Genomic DNA, 20531 nt, shown 5'->3' on the forward strand with positions numbered 1-20531 from the left:
AAGAGCGCCGCCCGGGCGGGCGGCGCCCGCTGCCTCAGCGGCCCTGTCGTACCCGGCGCAGCTCGTCCAGGATGAGCAGCGCGGCGCCGACCGTGATGCCGCTGTCGGCGACGTTGAAGGCCGGGAAGTGCCAGCCGGCGGCATGGAAGTCGAGGAAGTCCACGACATAGCCGTGCAGCGCGCGGTCGATCACGTTGCCGACGGCGCCGCCCAGGATCAGCGCCAGCGCCCAGGAGAACATCTTCTGGCCGCCGTGTTTCTTGAGCATGTAGACGATGAAGATCGCCGCCGCCACGCCCAGCCCGATGAAAAACCAGCGCTGCCAGCCCGCCGCCTTGGCCAGGAAGGAGAAGGCCGCGCCGGTGTTGTGAACCCGCACGATGTTGAAGAAGCCGGTCACCTCGGTGGACTGCCCCAGCGTGTAGTAGCCGAGGATCAGGGTCTTGGTGAACTGGTCCAGCAGGATCACGACCAGCGCGATGCCCAGCCAGGGCCACAGCGAGGCGCCGCCGGAGCGCGTGCCCGATGCGCCGCCGGAAGACGGCCTTTTTTTGCTGCCCGCCGCCATCACGCCACCTTGCGCGGCTCGCCCGCACCGAAGAGGTTGGTGGTGCAGCGGCCGCACAGGCCCGGGTGCTGCGTATCGTGGCCGACGTCCTCCCGGTAGTGCCAGCAGCGCTCGCACTTGGGCGCCGTCGACGGCGCCACGGTGATCTGCAGCGCCTCGCCCGGCACCACCTCGACCGCGGACGTGATCAGCACGAACTTGAGGTCCTCACCCAGTGCCTGCAGCAGGCGGCGGTCGTCCTCGCCGGCGGCGATCGTCACATTCGCCTGCAGCGAGGCGCCGACCTTGCCTTCGGCCCGCACGGACTCGATCTCCTTGTTCACCGCGTCGCGGATCTCGCGCAGCCGGGCCCACTTGATCAGCAGCGCCTCGTCGTCGCCGGCGAAGGACCAGTAGGTCTCGACGAAGATCGAGGGGGACTGGCCGGCGCTGACGATCTTCCAGGCTTCCTCGGCGGTGAAGCTGAGGAAGGGGGCCATCCAGCGCAGCATCGCCTGGGTGATCTGCCACAGCGCGGTCTGCGCCGAGCGGCGCGCGTGCGAGCCGGGCGCCGTCGTGTAGAGGCGGTCCTTCAGCACGTCCAGGTAGAAGGCGCCCAGGTCCTCCGAGCAGTAGACCTGCAGCTTGGCGACCACCGGGTGGAACTCGTAGACCTCGTAGTGCGCCAGGATCTCGGTCTGGAAGGCCGAGGCGCGGGCCAGCGCATAACGGTCGATCTCCAGCAGCTCCTCGAAGGGAACCGTGTGCTGCGCCGGGTCGAAGTCGCTGGTGTTGGCGAGCAGGAAACGCAGCGTGTTGCGGATGCGGCGGTAGGCGTCGACCACGCGGGCCAGAATCTTGTCGTCGCCGGCGATGTCACCCGAGTAGTCGCTCGCGGCCACCCACAGGCGGATGATTTCGGCGCCCAGCTTCTTGGACGTTTCCTGCGGGTCCACGCCGTTGCCAAGCGACTTGCTCATCTTGCGGCCCTGGCTGTCCACCGTGAAGCCGTGCGTCAGCAGCCCCTTGTACGGCGCCTCGCCGTACATCGCGCAGGCGGTCAGCAGCGAGCTGTGGAACCAGCCGCGATGCTGGTCGTGGCCCTCCAGGTACAGGTCGGCCGGCCAGTTCGACTGGTCGGCATGGCTCTTCTGCAGCACGTGGTAGTGGGTGGTGCCGGAGTCGAACCAGACGTCCAGGATGTCGGTGCTTTTCGTGTAGTGCTCGGCCTCGTCGCCCAGCCAGTCGCGCGCATCGAGCTTGGCCCAGGCTTCCACGCCGCCCTGCTCGACCAGCTGCGCGGCGCGCTCGATCAGGGCCAGCGTGTCGGGGTGCAGCTCGCCGCTCGCCTTGTGCAGGAAAAACGGCAGCGGCACGCCCCAGTTGCGCTGGCGCGAGATGCACCAGTCGGGGCGGCCGGCGATCATGTCGCGCAGCCGGGCCTTGCCGTTCTCGGGGTAGAAGCTGGTCTTCTCGATCGCGTCCAGCGCCAGCTGGCGCAGCGTCCGCGGCGCCTTGTCGACGCTGAACACCCCCTCGCCCTCGTCCATGCGGACGAACCACTGGGCGGCGGCGCGGTAGATCACGGGCGTCTTGTGACGCCAGCAGTGCGGATAGCTGTGCACCAGGTCGGAGGACGCGAACAGGCGGCCGGCCTCACGCATCGCCTCGATGATCTTGGAGCCCGCCTTCCAGATGTGCTGACCACCGAACAGCGGCAGCTGGTCGGCGAACACGCCGTGGCCCTGCACCGGGTTCAGGATGTCGTCGTACTTGACGCCGTGCGCGATGCAGGAGTTGAAGTCGTCCACGCCGTAGGCCGGCGCCGAGTGCACGATGCCGGTGCCGTCCTCGGCGGTCGCGTAGTCGGCGAGGTAGACCGGCGAGAGGCGGTCATAACCCGGGTGCACATGCGCGAGCGGGTGGCGGAAGTTGATGCCGTCCAGCGCCTGGCCTCGGGTGGTCGCGACCACCCGGCCTTGCAGCCCGTAGCGCGCCAGGCACTTCTCGACCAGGGCCTCGGCCACCAGCAGCAGGCCGCGCTCGGTGTCGACCAGCGCGTAGTCCAGCTCGGGGTTCAGGTTGAGCGCCTGGTTGGACGGCAGCGTCCAGGGTGTGGTGGTCCAGATCAGCGCGTAGGCCGCCTTCTCCAGCCGGGGCAGGCCGAAGGCGGCGGCGAGCCGGTCCGGCTCGGCGGCCAGGAAACCGACGTCCAGGGTCTGCGACTTCTTGTCGGCGTACTCGATCTCGAACTCGGCCAGCGAGGACGCGCAGTCGAAACACCAGTACACCGGCTTCAGCCCGCGATAGACGAAACCGCGCTCCATGATGCACTTGAGCGCGCGGATCTCGTTGGCCTCGTTGCCGAAGTCCATCGTGCGGTAGGGCCGCTCCCAGTCGCCCAGCACGCCCAGGCGCTTGAAATCGGCCATCTGCTGCGCGATCTGCTCGCCCGCGTACGCGCGGCTCTTGGCCTGCACCTCGTCGCGGCTGAGCTTGCGGCCGAAGGTCTTCTCGATCTGGTTCTCGATCGGCAGGCCATGGCAGTCCCAGCCGGGGACGAAGACGGCGTCGAAGCCGGCCAGCTGGCGCGCCTTGACGATCATGTCCTTGAGGATCTTGTTGACCGCGTGGCCCATGTGGATCTGGCCGTTGGCATACGGCGGGCCGTCGTGCAGCACGAAGCGCGGCTTGCCGCAGCGCGCGTCGCGCAGCTTCTTGTAGATGCCTTGTTCCTCCCACTCCTTGACCCAGCCCGGCTCGCGCTTGGGCAGGTCGCCGCGCATCGGGAAGGGCGTGTCGGGCAGGTTGAGGGTGGCTCGGTAGTCTTGCGGGGTGTCGCTCATGATGGGCCGGCGCAGCAGGGCGCATGAAGGCTGGAAAGGGGCCGTCCGGGGTGGCGGGCGGGCCCGGCTCGCGGGGGGCGGCGAGCGTTAAATTCGGTCGCGTGTGGTCTGGCGCCGGGTCTGGCCGTGGAGCGAGGCGAAATACGCACGTGCGTCGTCCGCATCCTGCCGGATGGCGTGGGTCAGGGCGTCGAGGCTGTCGTAGCGGGCCTCGTCGCGCAATTTGTGCAGCAGTTCCACACGCACCAGTTTACCGTAGCCCCCTTCGGCGCCGAGCGCGGCGGGCCAGTCCAGGCAGTGCACCTCCAGCAGCACGCGCCCGGCGTCCTCCACGGTCGGGCGCACCCCGAGGCTGGCGACCCCGTCCAGCGGTGCCTCGGTCAGGCCGTAGGTGCGCACCGCGAAGATGCCCATCGCGGCCGGCTTGCGGTGGTGGAAGCGCAGGTTCAGGGTGCGGAAGCCGAGGTCGCGGCCCAGCTTGCGCCCGTGGATCACATGGCCGCTAATGCTGTAGGGCCGGCCCAGCAGACCGGCCGCGCGCTCCATGTCGCCGGCGGCCAGCGCCTCGCGCACCGCCGAGCTGGAGACACGCAGGCCGTGCACCTCGTAGCTGTTCATGCGCGCCACGTCGAAGCCGTGCAGCTCGCCGGCGGCGTCCAGCATCGCGTAGTCGCCGGCGCGCTTGGCGCCGAAGCGGAAGTCGTCGCCCACCAGCACGTAACGCGCGCCCAGACCGTCGAGCAGCACCTCGCGCACGAAGTCCTCGGGCGACAGCCGCGACAGCCGCTGGTCGAAGGGCAGCACCACCACCTGGTCGACGCCGCAGCGCAGCAGCTCGCTGAGCTGGTCGCGCAGGGTCGCGATGCGGGCCGGCGCCAACTCGGGCTTGCCGGCCTGGGCGGCGAAGAAGTCGCGCGGGTGGGGCTCGAAGGTCAGCACGCAACTGGGCAGGCCGCGGTGCTCGGCCTCGACCTTCAGCAGCGCCAGCATGGCCTGGTGGCCCCGGTGCACGCCGTCGAAGTTGCCGATGGTGAGGGCGCAGGCCGGGGCCAGCGCCGCATGGTGGAAACCGCGGAAGACTCGCATGGGCACTGATTATCGCGGTGTGCCGAGGATGTCCTGCGGTCCGGCCAGCCAGCGCCACTGCCCGGGCGCCAGCTCGCGGCCCAGCTCCAGTGCGCCGAAGCGGCTGCGGTGCAGGCGCGCGACCTCGTTGCCGACCGCCGCCACCATGCGCTTGACCTGGTGGTACTTGCCCTGCACCAGGGTCAGGCGCAGCTCGCGCTCGCCGGTGATCTCGCAGGCCGCAGCGGCGACCGGCTTGGGATCGTCGTGCAGCACCACGCCGGCCAGCAGCCGGGCCACCTGCGTTTCGGTGACGGGGTCGGTGGTGCCGACCTCGTAGACCTTGGGCACGTGTTTCTTGGGCGAGGTGAGGCGGTGGATCAGCGCCCCGTCGTCGGTCAGGATCAGCAGACCGGTGGTGTCCTGGTCGAGCCGGCCCACCGCCTGCACGTCGCGCAAGCGCAGCGGCGAGGGCAGCAGGGTGTAGACGCTGGGCCAGGCCGAGGGCTTGTGCGAGCACTCGTAGCCGGCTGGCTTGTGCATCAGCACATAGGCTTTTTCCTGGTAGGGCCAGTCGCGGCCTTCGACGCTGAAGACCAGGCCTCGCGGGTCGACCTCGTGGTCGGGATCGTCGCAGACGACACCCTGAATGGCGACCTCGCCGGCGAGGATGAGGTTGTCGCACTCGCGGCGGGTGCCGAAACCTTGAGAAAAGAGCACCTGGGCCAGGCGCATGGTGCGTCTCCGAACTGCAGTGGGGGCAGCAAAGGGGGAGAGTCTAGCCGTTCCGGGCCGGGCCGTGCGGGCCCCGCTCCGGGTTTCCTCTCCCTGACGATCCCTGCATTCGAGGGTCCTCCGGCCCGGGCACTGCGCCTAACATCGCCAGGCCTGCGAGTCTGACACGGGCCGCGCGCACAGCCGACTTCACGCAGTACGCCGGCGCGTCGTCCTGCGGGGCTCGGAGTGCGTTCCAGCATCCCGACAATGCAACTCAGGAGGTTCACATGGCAACCATCAACGGTACCGAGGGCGACGACTCCCTGGCGGATGTCGCCGCCGGCGAGTCCTCTTCCTTCAATTCGAACTGGTCTGGTGGCGAAGACGTCATGCGCGGCGGCACCGGGGACGACACCTACCACATCAACTCCCAAGGCGACCGGGTGGTCGAGCGGGGCGGCGAAGGACACGACGTCGTGGTGTCGAGGCTTTACAACTACACGCTGGCGCCCAACGTGGAAGTGCTCCAGCTCAGCAACGCCCCCACCGAGCAAGTCGAGTTTCCCGATGGCCATGTCGAGGACCGGCCGGCCGCCTACATCGGCCTCGGCAACGCTATGGACAACGAGATCAGCGGCAACTGGAACGGCAACACGCTGATGGGTCTGGACGGCAACGACACGATCTACGGACGCGACGGTGACGACCTGCTGTTCGGCGGCAACGGCGACGACTTCCTGAGCGGTGGCTCGGACGGCGACATCTACGGCCGCGACGACTTCCTCGTGGGGGGCAACGGCAACGACACGCTGTTCGGCAGCCGGGGCAAGGACGTGCTGCTGGGCGGCAACGGCAACGACACGCTGATCGGCTATGCCGACGGCGACGCCGACCACATGGACGGCGGCCGGGGCAACGACATCTACCGGGAGGTGGAGGCCATCGACACGGTGACCGAGGAGGACCGCGGCGGCGTGGACACCGTGTACGCCTACGACAGCTTCACGCTGTCGGCCAACATCGAGAATCTCGTGCTGACGGACTGGGCCCGTGAGTCCGACGGCCGCGGCAACGCCCGGGCGAACCAGATCACGGGCAACCAGTGGACCAACGTGCTTCGCGGCGAAGGCGGCAACGACACGCTGAACGGCGACGCCGGCTTCGACACCCTCGACGGTGGTGCCGGCAACGACACGCTGTACGCCCACATGCTCGGTGACGTGCTGACCGGCGGCAGCGGCGGGGACCGCTTCGTCTTCGGGCTGGAGCGGCCCTCGGACGCCTACCACCACACCATCACCGACTTCTCGCACCGCCACGACACCCTGGTGCTCAGCGATGCGCTCGACCAGTTGATGGCCGGCGGTGTCGCGAACGGCCTGGTGGGCTTGCAGTTCGACGGTGGCGCGGCCGCCGGCCACCGGCTGTCGGTGAGCAGCTTCTTCAAGGGCGCCGGCGCCACCGGCCAGGCCGCGGACAGCCTTGCGGGCCTTTATGTCGACACGGCCAGCGGCGCCCTCTGGTACAACCCGACCAGCGGCACGGGCGGCGACGCGTGGCTGTTGGCGAAGGTCGGCACGGGCGCGGCTGCCGCGCTCGACACCTCCGACTTCATCTACGGCGCCTGAGCGTTTTGGAAGGCCGGGCCTGAGCCACGGTGCAGGCCCGGTCTGGCCCATCCTTGCGGGAGGTCAGACAATGAACAGCACAAGGATCGGGCACCGCTATCGCGATGCCGCATCGGGAAAGGCGCTCGATGTGTGGTTTCCCCGTTCGAATGAGGCTATCGAGCGGCACTGCCTGGCTGAAAAGCTCGGCTTGATCGTGGGCGACTTCGTCACCCTGTCCTTGCCATCGCCGAATAGGCCGCCGACCAGCGCGGAGGACGTCTATCTGCGGCTGCACCTGCTGTCCGAGCTCGCATTCCGTCCGAACACCCTGAACCTGGACGGCCTGTTCGATCTGCTGAACAACGTGGCATGGACCAGCGTCGGGCCGGTCCTTCCCTCGCGCGTGCCGGAGCTTCGCGTCAAGCTGCAGCACGTCACCCACCACCTGGGCATCCCGTCGATCGACAAGTTTCCCCGGATGACGGACTACGTCGTGCCGGAGGGGGTGCGAATCGCCGACGCGGATCGGGTCCGCCTCGGCGCGCATCTGTCACCCGGCACCACCGTGATGCACGAAGGGTTCGTCAACTTCAACGCCGGGACGCTGGGGGAATCGATGATCGAGGGGCGCGTGACGCCCGGGGTGGTGATGGGACGCAACGCCGACGTCGGCGCGGGTGCATCGATCATGGGCACGCTGTCCGGCGGAGGCAAGCAGGTCAACTCGGTCGGGGAACGCAGCCTGATCGGGGCGAATGCCGGCATCGGCATTTCCCTGGGCGACGACTGCATCGTCGAAGCCGGCCTCTACGTGACCGCAGGCAGCAAGGTGCGCACACCTGGCGGCAAGGTCGTCAAGGCCCGGGAGCTGTCCGGCATGTCGGGCTTGCTGTTTCGGCGTAACAGCCAGTCGGGCAGCATTGAATGCGTTGCTACCGATGGGAGATCCTGGGGCGGGCTGAACGACGACCTCCATCAAAGCAACTGAAGGTCTTGCGCCACCTGAGGCCGTCCGGCATTGGCAGGCACGGTGCCCGGCGCCCGCCCGGGGCGGGCAGGCACCGGCCCGCCGCCGTTCAGGCGAACACGCCCGCCGTGTCCTGCATGCGCGCCGACACCTCCGCCAGGTGGTGCAGCGTGTCGCCGAAGCTCATTTCGATGCAGGTGAGCCGTTTGAAGTAGTGGCCGGCGATGTACTCCTCGGTCACGCCGATGCCGCCATGCAACTGGATGGATTGCTGGCCGACGAAACGCATGGCCTGGCCCAGTTGCACCTTGGCCTGCGAGATCGCGCGGCGGCGCTGCGCCGGGTCGTCGTTGAGCTTGAGCGTCGCGTAGTAGCTCATCGAGCGCGCCAGCTCCAGCTGCATCTTCATGTCGGCGACGCGGTGGCGCAGCGCCTGGAAGCTGCCGATGGTCACGCCGAACTGCTTGCGCGTGTTGAGGTACTCCACCGTCACCTTCAGGAGCTGGTCCATCGCGCCCACCGCCTCGGCGCACAGCGCTGCGATGCCGACGTCGGCCGCCGTCTCCAGCGCGAAGTAGCCGTCGTCCGGTCCGACCAGCAGGCGTGCCGGCGCGTCGGCGAAGCTCACCTCGGCGGCCCGGCCGCCGTCCTGCGTCGGGTAGCCACGGGTGCTGACACCGCTGGCGCCGCGCTCGACGAGGAAGAGGCCGATGCCCTGGCTGTCGTCGACCGCGCCCGAGACGCGGGCCGAGACGATGTAGGCATCCGCCTGGTCGCCCACCGGCACCACGCTCTTGGTGCCGCTCACCCGCCACTCGTCGCCCTGGCGGCGCGCGCTGGTGTTCACATGGCGCAGCACGTAGCGCGCCTCGCGCTCCTGGTGGGCCAGCACCACGATCGCCTCGCCGCCGGCCAGGCGCGGCAGCCATTCGGCCTGCACCTCCTCGGGGGCGTGGCCGCCGAGCAGGCTGCCGGCCACCAGGGCCACCGGCGCGTAGGGCTCCAGCACGATGCCGCGGCCGAGTTCCTCCATCACCACCATCGCCTCGACCGGGCCGAAACCCATGCCGCCGTGTGCCTCCGGCACGGCCAGGCCCATCAGGCCCAGCTCGGCCATCTGGCCCCAGGTCTCACGTGAAAAGCCGCCGGCCTTGACGATGGCCTGACGACGGGCGAAACCGTAATCCTTTTCGACCCACTTGGCGACGGCGTCGCGAAGTTGCTGCTGGTCGTCGCTGTATTCGAAATCCATGCGATGTCTCCTGGCTCGCGATCCGCGCTCAGCCCATCACCGTCTGGGCGACGATGTTGCGCTGCACTTCGTTGGAGCCGCCGTAGATGGTGGTCTTGCGCACGTTGAAGTAGGTGGAGGCGAGCGGCGCGCAGTGCATCGCGCCGACGTAGTCGCCCTGCCAGCCGGCTTCCATGGCCTCGAAGATGAAAGGCAGCGAGTAGGGGCCCGCCGCCAGCATCATCAGCTCGGTGTAGCGCTGCTGGATCTCCGAGCCGCGGATCTTCAGCAGCGCCGCGACGTCCAGCGCCTGCTTGCCACCGCGCTCGGCCGACAGCACCCGCAGCACCATCATCTCCAGCGCCACGATGTCGACCTCCAGCAGCGCGATCTGGTCGCGGAAGCGCACGTCGTCGATCAGCGCACGGCCGCCGGACTTCTCGACCCGGGCAATGCGCTTCAGGCGCTCCAACTCGCGCTTGGCGCGGTTGACGTCGGCGATGTTGGTGCGCTCGTGGGCCAGCAGATGCTTGGCATAGGTCCAGCCCTTGTTCTCCTCGCCCACCAGGTTCTCGACCGGCACCTCGACGTTGTCGAAGAACACCTCGTTGACCTCGTGCTCGCCGTCCAGCGTGATGATGGGGCGCACGCTGATGCCGGGCGACTTCATGTCGATCAGCAGGAAGGAGATGCCGGTCTGCGGCTTGCCCTCGTTGCTGGTGCGAACCAGGCAGAAGATCCAGTCGCCGTACTGGCCCAGCGTGGTCCAGGTCTTCTGGCCGTTGACGATGTACTTGTCGCCACGCCGCTCGGCGCGCGTCTTGACGGAGGCCAGGTCCGAGCCCGAACCGGGTTCCGAGTAGCCCTGGCTCCACCACACATCGCCGCTCATGATGCCGGGCAGGAAGCGCTTGTGCTGCTCGGGCGAGCCGAAGGCCATGATGACGGGGGCGACCATCACCGGCCCGAAGGCCACCACCCGCGGCGCGCCCGCCAGCGCGCACTCTTCCTCGAAGAGATGGCGCTGCACGGCGTTCCAGCCGGGGCCGCCGAACTGCTTGGGCCAGGCCGCACCGTGCCAGCCCTTCTTGCCCAGGATGCGGGCCCAGGTCTGCATGTCGTTTTTGTCCAGCCGGAGCCCGTTGTGCACCTTGTGGCTGATTTCCTTGGGCAGGTTGGCCCTGACCCACGACCGCACCTCTTCCCGGAAAGCCTGCTCTTCCGGCGTGAAGTTCAAATCCATCGCTGTCTCCTTGGGTGCCGGCCCGCGCGGGGCGGCTTGACGGGACAGTTTAAGTACGATCGTTCGGAAATGTTTGTCCCGGTCGCGACATCAGGGTCGTTCCGGGGGGCGCGGGGGAAGCGGGGCGGCGTTCAGAAACGCTTGTCCAGCGTGAGCTGGTCGTTCTCGCGCTTGAGCTGGAAACGGCTCAGGAAGCTGTTGCCGAGCAGGATGTAGGGCATGTCGCGCTGCGCCACCACACCTTGCACATTGAAAACTTCGACGTCGCCGACCCGCACCCGGTCGAGCGACACCAGATAGCCGGGCACGACGCCGTTGGCGGTGCTGAGGTTGATGCGCTGGCCGTCCTGGTACTTCAGGCCGATGCGCTGCGCGTCCGACACCGCCATCGAGATCAGCGTGGCTCCGGTGTCGACCATGAAACGCACGCTGCGCCCGTTGATCTGGCCGTCGGCGTGGAAATGCCCGCCGCTGCCGGCGCTCAGCACGATGCGGGCGCCGGACGACGTGCCGCCCAGACGCACTGGCGAGCCGCCGAGCACCAGGGTCTGCTGCCGTCCACCGGCCTCGATGCGGGCCTGGCCGTCGGTCAGGCTCAGCAGGCGCACGCCGTCGACGCTGCTGCCGACCGCGACCGTGCGGGCCTTGCCGTCTATCATCAGCAGCGCCTTGCTGCCGAGGCTGCCGGTCAGCGCGACGCTCTGCGCCAGGGCGGCCTGGCACAGCAGGACCAGGGCGGCGGCCAGGCCGCGCTTGCAAGCGAGTTTCATGGTGGGGGCGACGGAGCGGGTCAGTCGCGGAAGTTGTTGAAGGTCAGCGGCACTTCGGTGACGTCCTTCTTCAGCAGCGCGATGGCTGCCTGGAGGTCGTCGCGCTTGGTGCCGCTGACGCGCACCGTGTCGCCCTGGATGCTGGCCTGGACCTTGATCTTGCTGCCCTTGATGAGCTGCTGGATCTTCTTGGCCAGCTCGGTCTCGATGCCGGCCTTGATCTTGACCACCTGCTTGACCTTGTCGCCGCCGATCTTCTCGATCTTGCCGATGTCGAGGAAACGCGCATCCACGCTGCGTTTGGTCATCTTCAGGGTCAGGATGTCGAGCACCTGGCCGAGCTGGAAATCGCTGTCGGCGTACAAGGTCAGCTCCTTGTCCTTGAGCTCGATGCGGGAGTCGGAGCCCTTGAAGTCGAAACGGGTGCCGATTTCCTTGTTGCTCTGGTCGACCGCGTTGCGCACTTCGACGAGATTGGGTTCGAGGACGGTATCGAAGCTGGGCATGGTGGTGGCGCGTTCGGATGAGGAAATGAGGACAGAAGGCGAATCGGAGAAAATTCTGCCATGCAAATCGAAACAGGCGTGAGCCTGAAACCGTATAACACCTTCGGCCTGCCGGCGCTGGCCCAGACCCTGGTTCGCATCGAGAGCGACGCCGACGTGCGCCGCGTGCTCGACCATCCCGAACTCGGCAAGCTGCCCAAATTCGTTCTCGGCGGCGGCAGCAACATCGTGCTGACGCGCGACGTCAGCCAGGTGGTGCTCAAGGTCGAGGTCAAGGGCCGGCGTATCGTCGAGGAGCGCGCCGACGCCTGGATCGTCGAGGCCGGCGGGGGCGAGAACTGGCACGACTTCGTCACCTGGACCTTGGACCAGGGGCTGCCCGGGCTGGAGAACATGGCCTTGATTCCCGGCACCGTCGGGGCTTCGCCGGTGCAGAACATCGGCGCCTACGGGGTCGAGCTGAAGGACCGCTTCGAATCGCTGGACGCCGTCTACCTCGTCACGGGCCGCGGCGCCACCCTGGACCGGCCCAGCTGCCGCTTCGGCTACCGGGACAGCGTCTTCAAGCAGTCGCTGGCGGGCAAGAGCCTGATCACCCGGGTGCGCTTTCGCCTGCCCAAACCCTGGCAGCCCCTGCTGGGCTACCTCGACCTGGAGCGCAAGATGGCCGAGACCGGCCAGCACGCCCCGACGCCGCGCCAGGTCTACGACTGGGTGTGCGAGATCCGGCGCGCCAAGCTGCCGGATCCGGCGGTGGTCGGCAACGCCGGGAGTTTCTTCAAGAATCCGGTGGTCACGGTCGAGCAGTGCCGCGACATCATCGGTCGCGACCCTGAGATCGTGCACTACCCGATGCCCGACGGCAGCTTCAAGCTGGCCGCCGGCTGGCTGATCGACGCCTGCGGCTGGAAAGGCAAGAGCATCGGACGGGCCGGCGTCTACGAAAAGCAGGCGCTGGTGTTGATCAACCGAGGCGGCGCGATCGGCGCCGAGGTGGTCACCCTGGCGCGCGCCATCCAGGAAAGCGTTTACGGGCGCTTCGGCATCCGTCTGGAACCCGAGCCCGTGGTGGTTTAGGGACAGGCGCCGGGCTCGGGAGGGGCGCGGGAGGCCGCTGTCACGCAAACGTCATGAAGCGCGGCAATAGTGCGCGGCAAGAACAACAACAAAGGAGAAAAACAAGAATGACGACGTCCTATGTCATCCCGGCCGGTTCCCCCTTGTGGCGCCTGCCCAGGTACCTGGCGCTGCTGGTCGCTGGCGCCGCCTGGTGGCCGGTGCTGACCGGTCCCGGCTCGGTGGGGCTGGCCATCCTTGCCAGCGTGCTGTGCCTCGCGCTGCTGGCGGTGGCCGGCGAAGCCCACCGCAAGCGACGTGAGCACTTCCTGCGCCACGCCCCCTTGCCCCGCCACCTGCGCGGCGCGGTGCGCAAGACCTACCCCCACCTGCAGCCCGAGCAGCTCGCACTGGTCGAGAAGGGCTTGCGACAGTTTTTTGTGGTGTGGCTGCACGGCCGCGATTTCGTCGCGATGCCCTCGCAGGTGGTGGACCGGATGTGGCACGAGTTCATCCTCGACACCGCGGCCTACCGCGAGTTCTGCCATCGCGGCTTCGGCCGATTCCTGGACCACAAGCCGGCCGCGACCCTGGACCAGACCCAGGCGGGCGCCAAGGCGGGGCTGCGCCACGCCTGGCAGCATGCCTGCCGCTCGCAGGGCATCGATCCGGCACGGCCGACGGCGCTGCCGCTGCTGTTCGCGCTTGACGCCCAGCTGGCCATCCCCGACGGGTTCCGCTACAGCCTGGACTGCCGCGAATTCGCGCCCGACGACCCGCGAGCCACTTATTGCGCCACCGCTCTCGACGGTTCGGGCTGCGGTGGCGGCACGCTCGGCGGTGGCTGCGCGGGAGATGGCGGCGGTGGAGACGGTGGGGGTGGCGGGTGCGGCGGCGGCTGCGGCGGGGGTGGCGGCGACTAGTTAGGCGCCGAGCGCGGCGGCACGATCCACCTCGGCCTTGAACTGATGGACCAGTTCGCCCGTTGTACTACTAAGCCACTCCCCATTCTTCGCGACAATCAACCCGGCATCCAGGCAATAGACGAGGCGATCGAAATATTCGCCCAAGTTGGCAGCCAGCACATCAACCGGTCCGCCGCTTGGTCCTTGCATGAAGATCTGACCGACCACCCCCGCAGGACCGGGGTCCGTGTCGATGTAGGTCACGCATCCGGTGGCATCCCGAGCAATCGGTAGCCAACCAGACCAGTAGAAGCAGGGACGAACGACGTGCCCCGGCTGCAAATCGCCGCACCCGAGTTCCGGCATGTCACGCTCCAGTTCTCGCGCCAGCTGCCACTCGGGAAGCACCTCGTCCCATGCTAGCGGTGTCTCGAAGCACTCAATGGGCGCCGGCATGTCATCGCCGTGAGGATCGACCCAGTCGAGAAACGGCCGACAGCTGTAGGAGTAAAGTTCCCGAAACGCCGGCGGTAGCTCGACGCCGGTCACGTGCTCCAGTTCTTCCAACGCTTCGGAGGGGACCCCAGGTGCAACGACACCCCCTCGGGGCGAGAACCCGTGCAGGCGCAGCTTGGCGTCCAGTTGATGTGGCGAAATCATCTGCAGGTAGGGAGGGGTGTCCCCCTCCGTTCACTTATTTGACGTAGACCCAGAACGGATCGGTGGCAACCTTCTCGGGAAGGACGCGTTCGCGCTGGAGGAATCCGCCGTAGAGCCCTCCCGACGATCGATTATGGGTCGCGAGAATATGGCGCGTCGAGGTCGACCCGGGACGGTAGTAGGCCCCCATGTTGGTCTTCGCGAACGGGCGCGAAACCGGCCCGATCCGGGCGCGAGACACAGCCAGGGTCGAGCCCCGGCGAAGGCTCGCAACGACGAGTGGGTCGGTGTGGGGCTCGGTCCGCTTCGGCGAGCACTTGCTCCGCCAGCGCAAAGAAGGGTAGCCGCGCGACGCCACCACCGCATCGCCCGCCGGGGCGTGCTGCTTCAGCGCAGCTTGCCGCCTGATGCGCTGATGCCGGCCACCCGCCACCGACGAGCCGCTCGTCGAGCAGCGTCCGGTGGCGCAGGCCGGCGGGGAATTCGGCGACGTGCCCCGTGCACAAGTGGATCTCGCTGCGCCCGCTCGCAGTGCCCGACAACAGGTAAGGCATGCAACAAGCACACCGGTGTCTTCGGGCGATGTCCGTTCGCGTTCGGGCATTGCCGCCCGAGTCGCCCAGCCGGCGAGAGAGATCCGCTGCGTCCCGACCTCGATTGATCGACGAATGTCTTTCACCGCCGTCCAAGTTCGAACCATTGGAAAGGGAAAAGCACCGTTCCTAACCAACGGCTCATCGACCATTTTTTGACCGGTCGCTCCCGCAAGTTGCCATGCGCATTCTGCCGTCTTGGAGAGTGGCCCATCGACGAAGTCACAGGACCTGTTGTGAGGTCGCCGCGCGGCCGCGCCGCAAGGTCCAGCGTGGCGTCGAACAAATCCGCCCGAAGTCGTCTACCAACTCAGGAGCTTCCACCAATGACTGCCCTGTCTCATCCCTCTTTGGCAACGCCGGCGCTTGCCGCGCCACCGGGATCGTTCAAGCCCGCATCGACGAACGCGGACAACATGAACTCCGGGGCCCGGTACCGTCTGTTGCGCACCTTCCTGGTCGCTGCCTTGGCGGCTTCGGGCGCGCTGATGGCGCCCCAAGGTGGACACGCGCAGGAGGCCGATCTCGCCCGTCCGCAAGCCGCAGCGAAATCCAAGGTGGGCGGCACCATCACCCGCAGCGAAGTCATCAGCAGGGCGATGTACTGGGTGAACCGGCACGTGCCATACAGCATGTCCAAATACCACCGCGATCCGCAGGGCAAGCGCTACCGTACCGATTGCTCCGGGATGGTCTCCATGGGCGTGCACCTCCCCAGAAGCGAGACAACCCGAAGTCTGCCAGGTGATCTCAGGCGCATTGGCCGGGGTAGCCTCAGAAAGGGCGACGTCGTGGGCACGCTCGGCACCCCGAACGGCAGCCGCTACAACCACGTGGTGATTTTCAATGGTTGGGCGAATGCCGCCCGCACGAAGATCCATACCCTCGAGCAAAGGGGAGGGCATGGCGCCATCAAACATATCCGCGCGGTGAACTACAAGGTGGGTAATCGGTATGCGAAGCCCTATCGGTACAAGAAGATCGCGGCTGCTGCGCAGGTGAGCTGATGCGGGCGACGCAGCGGCAGCAGCGGCGTGACTGTCATCCCGTCTCACTGAAACGATGAGGACAACATGGGAATCCTCTCTCAGCGTACTTCGTCAGGGCGCTTGTCGACCCTGACATTGACCGCCGTCATCAGCGGCCTCACCGGTGCCGGGCTGGGCTGGTCCATCGCCGAAACACCCGCCACGGCTGAAGCGGGACAAGACGGTTCGCCGATGCACGCAGCGACCGGTAGTCCCTTGACATCGCCCACGGCGCTCGCCCAGGGCCGTCCTCAGGGACCGGCGACACCGAGTGTGTCGGGACCGACGGCGGGTGGTGCCGGGCGGCTTTCCGACGCCGAGCAGAGATGGCAGTCGCTGCAGGCGATGACGCCGGACGAGTTGATCCGGCGCGTGCAGGGCGACAAAAAGCTGGCGGCCGAGATGGCCGATCAGATCATGCGAGGCAAGGACGCCGACCCGGAGCTGCTGCAGTTCCTGGCGACCACACTCTCCCAGGCACAACCGAAGCTGCTGGAGCGCTCCGCCGAAGTCCTGCTGCGCAATCCCGACGTTCAAGCGAGGCAGAAGGCCTTCGACTTGCTTTCCTCCTTGCCTGATCCCCCTGCGGCCCTGGCGACCGCCGCAAGGCAGGTCGTGTTGACCGAAGGGAACCCGCAAGTACTGGCGGGTGCGATCAGTGCGTTGCGAGATTCCGGAAGCCTCGCCGACATGCACATCGATGAAGCGCTGGTTCAGCAACTGCGACAGCACGTCAGCAGCCCCGATCCGCAGCTGCGTCGGGAGAGCGTCGCGACCCTGATTCAAGCCGACCGCACCAACTCGGTCGAGCCTCTCGTGCGCCAGGCCGTGGCCGACACCGACCCGACGGTGCAGATCATCGGGATCGGGGCCGTCGTCGATGCGGGCATCCGTTCGAGCGAAGCCAAGTCGCAGTTGCTCGAGATCAGCTTCAATCCACAGGCCGATCCGGAGGTCCGCTCCGAGGCCATGGATGCCTTGCAGTCCTTCCGTCTTACGAAAGAGGAAACGGCTCGACTTGCTGCGCTGCAACAGCAGCAATAGGCGAGCGGCGTGGTGTGCCCCCGCCTGCCTGGACCGCGGCACCGCCGGTGCCACGGTCGCTCTGGCACATGTCTTGTGTGCCGGGCGACACGCCCCCTCCTTCTCCTGCGATCCCATCGTGCAACTTTGAGCCCCACGACAGCCACGAAGAGACGCCAGAAAGCCGTACCGCCGTCCCGTCGCGGTGGCGCCCAGTCCCTCAACTTAGGGACAGCCAAGCCCGAAACTACTCGATACCATCGCTGGGCTTTGGAGCCTGCGCACCTTGCCGGCCGACGCACACGGGGTGCGCGGCGCCGGGCGCAGGAAGCGATCTGACGGGAGCGGGTATGCAAGCGGTGTCTGAATTGAAGAGTAGGTCGGGCTGGCAGGCGGGTGGGCGCACCGCAAGCGCCCTGGGAGTTGCCCTGGTGCTGGCAGGCTGCATGGCCACCGCACCGAGCATCGGCGACAGCCGCGCCCGCACCGCCGCCACCGGCGCGACGGCCGGCTCCACCTCCGAAAACGCCAATCCCGCGATGGAGCGCTGCACCGAATCGCTGGGCACCGTCGCGCTGGTCGAAGACCAGGGCTCCTCGTGGTACTCGGACCTGCGCACGCACAACCTGCAATCCACCATCCCGGTGCTGCGCATGCTGGTGCAGCAGTCCAACTGCTTCGTGGTGGTCGAGCGCGGCGTGGCGATGCGCAACATGCGCCAGGAGCGCGGCCTGCAGGACAGCGGCGAACTGCGCGAGAACAGCAACTTCGGCAAGGGCCAGATGGTCGCCGCCGACTTCACGATGAGCCCGAGCGTCACGATCAGCGCCAAGGACACGGGTGGCGTGAGCGGCCTGGTGGGCGGGCGTGTCGGCAGCGTGCTGAGCGCGGTCGGCGGCTCGATGAAGTACAACGAAGCCTCCACGATGCTGACCCTGATCGACAACCGCTCCGGCGTGCAGCTGGCCGCGGCCGAGGGCAGCTCGGGCAACATGGACTTCGGCCTGCTGGCCGGGGTCTACCGCAATGCCGCGGTCGGCGTGGGGGCCTACGGCAAGACGCCGCAAGGCAAGGTGGTGGTGGCGGCCTTTGCCGACTCCTACAACCAGATGGTGCGCGCGGTCCGCAACTACAAGGCACAGGAAGTGCGCGGCGGCCTGGGCACCGGCGGGCGCCTGGGCGTGCAGGGCGGCAGCACGCCGGCCAGCAAGGGCCGCTGAACGCCGTCGCTTCGCGCAGATTCAGGGAGCCGGCGGGCCGCAAGCCCGCTGCACAAGAAAGCAAAAAGGCCGCTCTGCGGCCTTTTTGCATGGGGCGAGCGTGTCGCTCAGCCGAAATGGCAGACGTAATGGTAGGGCTCGCCCTCGACCTTGATCTCGAAGCTGGACTGGGCCGGCACCTCGAAGGACTGGCCGGCCTCGTAGTGTTTCCATTCGCTTTGGCCGGCCAACTTGACCTGGCAGGCGCCGGCGACGCTTTCCATCACTTCGGGCGCGCCGGTGTTGAAGGTCAAGGTCGCGGGCAGGATCACGCCGACGCTCTTGCGGGTGCCGTCGGCGAAGGTGAGGGTGTGCGAGACGCACTTGCCGTCGAAGTAGACGTTGGCCTGGGCGTTGACGGAGACGTTGGCGATCTGCTTGCTCATGGTGCTGCGGTGGACAGAGGGAGGTGAATGCGAGCTTGCGATGGTACATCGGCGCCGCTTTGCATCCCCTTGCTTGAGGGGCGCAGGGCCCTCCCGTGGGGGATGGTGGAGCCGCGCCGCTCGGGTCACACTGAGCTCCACGCTGCCATCGCGCGAGAGCACACCGCCACATCGGTGGCCTCGGCGCCGCAAGAGGGCCGGCCGGTCGGGGATCCGGACCTGTCGCGATGTGCAGTACCGCCGGCGATGCCGGCGGCCGTCTCCTCGGAAGCGGTCGATAGAGGCAGGGCCTGCGGCGCAGGTCTCTGTCAGGGAGGCGACCGACTTCCGGGGGCCCTGTCCCCAGAGCCCCTCTGTGCCGGCGTGGCGTCGCCACGCCGGCTTTCCCGCTGCTTCTTCGCGCTCCCCTCAGCTTGGAAAACGCGTCGCCTGGGGCTCCAGCGGCAGTCGCAGCCCGTTGGCGAAGCTCGACACGGTGCGGTAGAAGCCGGCGAGCGCGATCAGCTCCAGCTGCAGTTCGCTGCACAGATCGAGGATGGCCTGCTCGTCGGTTGACCCGTCGGCCGGCGGCCAGCGAGCGCAGCTGGGCCTCGCCAAAGCCCGACCGCCTGACTCCGCTGGGCTCGCAGTTGCTGGAGGCCTTCGAACCGCTGACCCGCTGGGCCCTGCGCCGGCGCAAGGCAGGGGGCGTGTCGCACACGGGCGACGCAGCGTAGAAAAAAAGCCAGGGCCCCGTGGGGCCCTGGCCGGAGGGTGCGGCGATGTCTCGCCGGAGGCCTTACTTCTTGGCCTTCTTGGCGGGAGCCGCAGCCTTCTTGGCAGCCGTCTTGCCGGCCGCCCTGGCAGCACCGGAGCGCTTGGCCTGGGCGTTCGCGGCGATGCGCATGCGCAGCGCGTTGAGCTTGATGAAACCTGCCGCGTCCGCCTGGTTGTAGGCGCCGCCGTCGTCGTCGAAGGTCGCGATGGTGGGGTCGAACAGCGAGTCGGTCAGCGATTCGCGGCCCACGCACATGATGGTGCCCTTGTAGAGCTTCAGGCGCACCTTGCCGTTGACGGTGGCTTGGGAGGCGTCGATCAGGCCCTGCAGCAGCACGCGCTCGGGGCTGAACCAGTAGCCGTTGTAGACCATGCGCGCGTAGCGGGGCATCAGGTCTTCCTTCAGCGCCAGCACTTCGCGGTCCAGCGTGATCGATTCGATCGCGCGGTGGCCGGCCAGCATGATGGTGCCCCCGGGGGTTTCGTAGCAGCCGCGGCTCTTCATGCCGACATAGCGGTTCTCGACCTTGTCGAGGCGCCCGATGCCGTGGCGGCCGCCGATGCTGTTGAGCGTCTCCAGCACGGTGGCGGGCGACATCTTCTGGCCGTCGATCGCGACGATGTCGCCGCGCTCGTAGGTCAGCTCGACGATCTGGGGTTTGCCGGGCGCCTTCTCGGGCGACACCGTCAGGCGCCACATGCTGGCCTCGGGTTCGAAGTTGGGGTCTTCGAGGATGCCGCCTTCATAGCTGATGTGCAGCAGGTTGGCATCCATCGAGTAGGGTGCGCCGCCGCCCTTGCGCTTCTTGAAGTCGACCGGGATCTTGTGTTGGTCGGCATAGGCCAGCAGCTTCTCGCGCGACAGCAGGTCCCACTCGCGCCAGGGGGCGATGACCTTGACGTTGGGCATCAGCGCATAGGCGCCGAGCTCGAAGCGCACCTGATCGTTGCCCTTGCCGGTGGCGCCGTGGCTGATGGCGTCGGCGCGGGTCTTTTTCGCGATGTCGATCAGGCGCTTGGCGATCAGCGGGCGCGCGATCGAGGTGCCGAGCAGGTATTCACCTTCGTACAGCGCGTTGGCGCGGAACATCGGGAACACGAAGTCGCGCACGAACTCCTCACGCAGATCGTCGATGAAGATGTTCTCGGGCTTGATGCCCATCTTCAGGGCCTTGGCGCGGGCCGGCTCGACTTCCTCACCCTGGCCGATGTCGGCCGTGAAGGTCACGACTTCGCACTGGTACTGGTCCTGAAGCCACTTCAGGATCACCGAGGTGTCGAGGCCGCCGGAATAGGCGAGGACGACTTTCTTGATCTGCTGGGACATGAAGGCAATCTCTTTTTGGGTTGCGCGGAAAAGGAG

At 67.6% G+C, this 20531-nt stretch carries 19 protein-coding genes; 7 read left to right on the forward strand and 12 right to left on the reverse strand.

Annotation, left to right across the window (positions count from 1 at the left end; all coding sequences use genetic code 11):
- Positions 1-34 precede the first annotated feature (34 nt).
- The 4 genes from lspA to OOT46_RS00885 form a co-directional block, all read right to left on the reverse strand.
- Positions 35-568, reverse strand: a complete 534-nt coding sequence (gene lspA / locus OOT46_RS00870) for a signal peptidase II (protein ID WP_265401683.1) — start codon at positions 566-568, stop codon at positions 35-37.
- The gene (ileS, locus tag OOT46_RS00875) at positions 568-3393 is read right to left on the reverse strand and encodes an isoleucine--tRNA ligase (protein WP_265401684.1); all 2826 of its coding nucleotides are present in this window, start codon (positions 3391-3393) and stop codon (positions 568-570) included. The genes lspA and ileS overlap by 1 nt, the downstream gene beginning before the upstream one ends.
- Positions 3394-3480: 87 nt before the next feature.
- Positions 3481-4479, reverse strand: a complete 999-nt coding sequence (locus tag OOT46_RS00880; protein WP_265401685.1) for a bifunctional riboflavin kinase/FAD synthetase — start codon at positions 4477-4479, stop codon at positions 3481-3483.
- Between the two features lie 9 nt (positions 4480-4488).
- A complete protein-coding gene (locus tag OOT46_RS00885; protein WP_265401686.1) occupies positions 4489-5193 on the reverse strand; it encodes a pseudouridine synthase in 705 nt (234 codons plus the stop codon).
- 269 nt (positions 5194-5462) lie between these two features.
- Between OOT46_RS00885 and OOT46_RS00890 the strand changes: the two genes are divergently transcribed.
- On the forward strand, positions 5463-6803 hold the full coding sequence (locus tag OOT46_RS00890) for a calcium-binding protein (RefSeq protein WP_265401687.1): 1341 nt from the start codon (positions 5463-5465) through the stop codon (positions 6801-6803).
- Between the two features lie 70 nt (positions 6804-6873).
- Entirely contained in the window at positions 6874-7773 is a 900-nt protein-coding gene (locus OOT46_RS00895; protein WP_265401688.1) for a DapH/DapD/GlmU-related protein, read from the forward strand.
- Between the two features lie 88 nt (positions 7774-7861).
- On the opposite strand, the gene OOT46_RS00900 is transcribed toward OOT46_RS00895, so the two are convergent.
- The 4 genes from OOT46_RS00900 to OOT46_RS00915 all read right to left on the reverse strand — a co-directional run bounded on the left by OOT46_RS00900 (position 7862) and on the right by OOT46_RS00915 (position 11502).
- The gene (locus OOT46_RS00900) at positions 7862-9004 is read right to left on the reverse strand and encodes an acyl-CoA dehydrogenase family protein (protein ID WP_265401689.1); all 1143 of its coding nucleotides are present in this window, start codon (positions 9002-9004) and stop codon (positions 7862-7864) included.
- Between the two features lie 28 nt (positions 9005-9032).
- A complete protein-coding gene (locus OOT46_RS00905) occupies positions 9033-10226 on the reverse strand; it encodes an acyl-CoA dehydrogenase family protein (protein ID WP_265401690.1) in 1194 nt (397 codons plus the stop codon).
- A 131-nt stretch (positions 10227-10357) separates the two neighbouring features.
- Positions 10358-10996, reverse strand: a complete 639-nt coding sequence (locus OOT46_RS00910; protein WP_265401691.1) for a retropepsin-like aspartic protease family protein — start codon at positions 10994-10996, stop codon at positions 10358-10360.
- A 20-nt stretch (positions 10997-11016) separates the two neighbouring features.
- Positions 11017-11502, reverse strand: a complete 486-nt coding sequence (locus tag OOT46_RS00915; RefSeq protein WP_265401692.1) for a YajQ family cyclic di-GMP-binding protein — start codon at positions 11500-11502, stop codon at positions 11017-11019.
- A 60-nt stretch (positions 11503-11562) separates the two neighbouring features.
- Here OOT46_RS00915 and murB point away from each other — a divergent pair, with 60 nt between their 5' ends.
- Complete coding sequence (murB, locus tag OOT46_RS00920; RefSeq protein WP_265401693.1) at positions 11563-12579, forward strand: UDP-N-acetylmuramate dehydrogenase; 1017 nt, start codon at positions 11563-11565, stop codon at positions 12577-12579.
- A gap of 107 nt (positions 12580-12686) precedes the next feature.
- Complete coding sequence (locus OOT46_RS00925; protein WP_265401694.1) at positions 12687-13481, forward strand: glycine-rich domain-containing protein; 795 nt, start codon at positions 12687-12689, stop codon at positions 13479-13481.
- On the opposite strand, the gene OOT46_RS00930 is transcribed toward OOT46_RS00925, so the two are convergent.
- A complete protein-coding gene (locus tag OOT46_RS00930) occupies positions 13482-14123 on the reverse strand; it encodes an SMI1/KNR4 family protein (protein ID WP_265401695.1) in 642 nt (213 codons plus the stop codon).
- 919 nt (positions 14124-15042) lie between these two features.
- Here OOT46_RS00930 and OOT46_RS00935 point away from each other — a divergent pair.
- The 3 genes from OOT46_RS00935 to OOT46_RS00945 all read left to right on the forward strand — a co-directional run bounded on the left by OOT46_RS00935 (position 15043) and on the right by OOT46_RS00945 (position 17987).
- A complete protein-coding gene (locus OOT46_RS00935) occupies positions 15043-15723 on the forward strand; it encodes a hypothetical protein (protein WP_265401696.1) in 681 nt (226 codons plus the stop codon).
- 66 nt (positions 15724-15789) lie between these two features.
- A complete protein-coding gene (locus OOT46_RS00940; protein ID WP_265401697.1) occupies positions 15790-16788 on the forward strand; it encodes a HEAT repeat domain-containing protein in 999 nt (332 codons plus the stop codon).
- A 425-nt stretch (positions 16789-17213) separates the two neighbouring features.
- Positions 17214-17987 carry a CsgG/HfaB family protein gene (locus OOT46_RS00945; RefSeq protein ID WP_265401698.1) on the forward strand — a complete coding sequence of 258 codons (774 nt, stop codon included), beginning with the start codon at positions 17214-17216 and terminating at the stop codon, positions 17985-17987.
- Positions 17988-18094: 107 nt separating this feature from the next.
- On the opposite strand, the gene OOT46_RS00950 is transcribed toward OOT46_RS00945, so the two are convergent.
- The 3 genes from OOT46_RS00950 to OOT46_RS00960 form a co-directional block, all read right to left on the reverse strand.
- Positions 18095-18412: a pyrimidine/purine nucleoside phosphorylase gene (locus OOT46_RS00950; protein ID WP_265401699.1), complete on the reverse strand. Its 318-nt coding sequence runs from the start codon at positions 18410-18412 to the stop codon at positions 18095-18097.
- 408 nt (positions 18413-18820) lie between these two features.
- Entirely contained in the window at positions 18821-19009 is a 189-nt protein-coding gene (locus OOT46_RS00955; protein WP_265401700.1) for a hypothetical protein, read from the reverse strand.
- Between the two features lie 181 nt (positions 19010-19190).
- A complete protein-coding gene (locus OOT46_RS00960) occupies positions 19191-20495 on the reverse strand; it encodes an argininosuccinate synthase (protein ID WP_265401701.1) in 1305 nt (434 codons plus the stop codon).
- Between the last annotated feature and the right edge of the window lie 36 nt (positions 20496-20531).

This window comes from Aquabacterium sp. A7-Y (assembly GCF_026153205.1).
Lineage (GTDB): Bacteria > Pseudomonadota > Gammaproteobacteria > Burkholderiales > Burkholderiaceae_C > Caldimonas.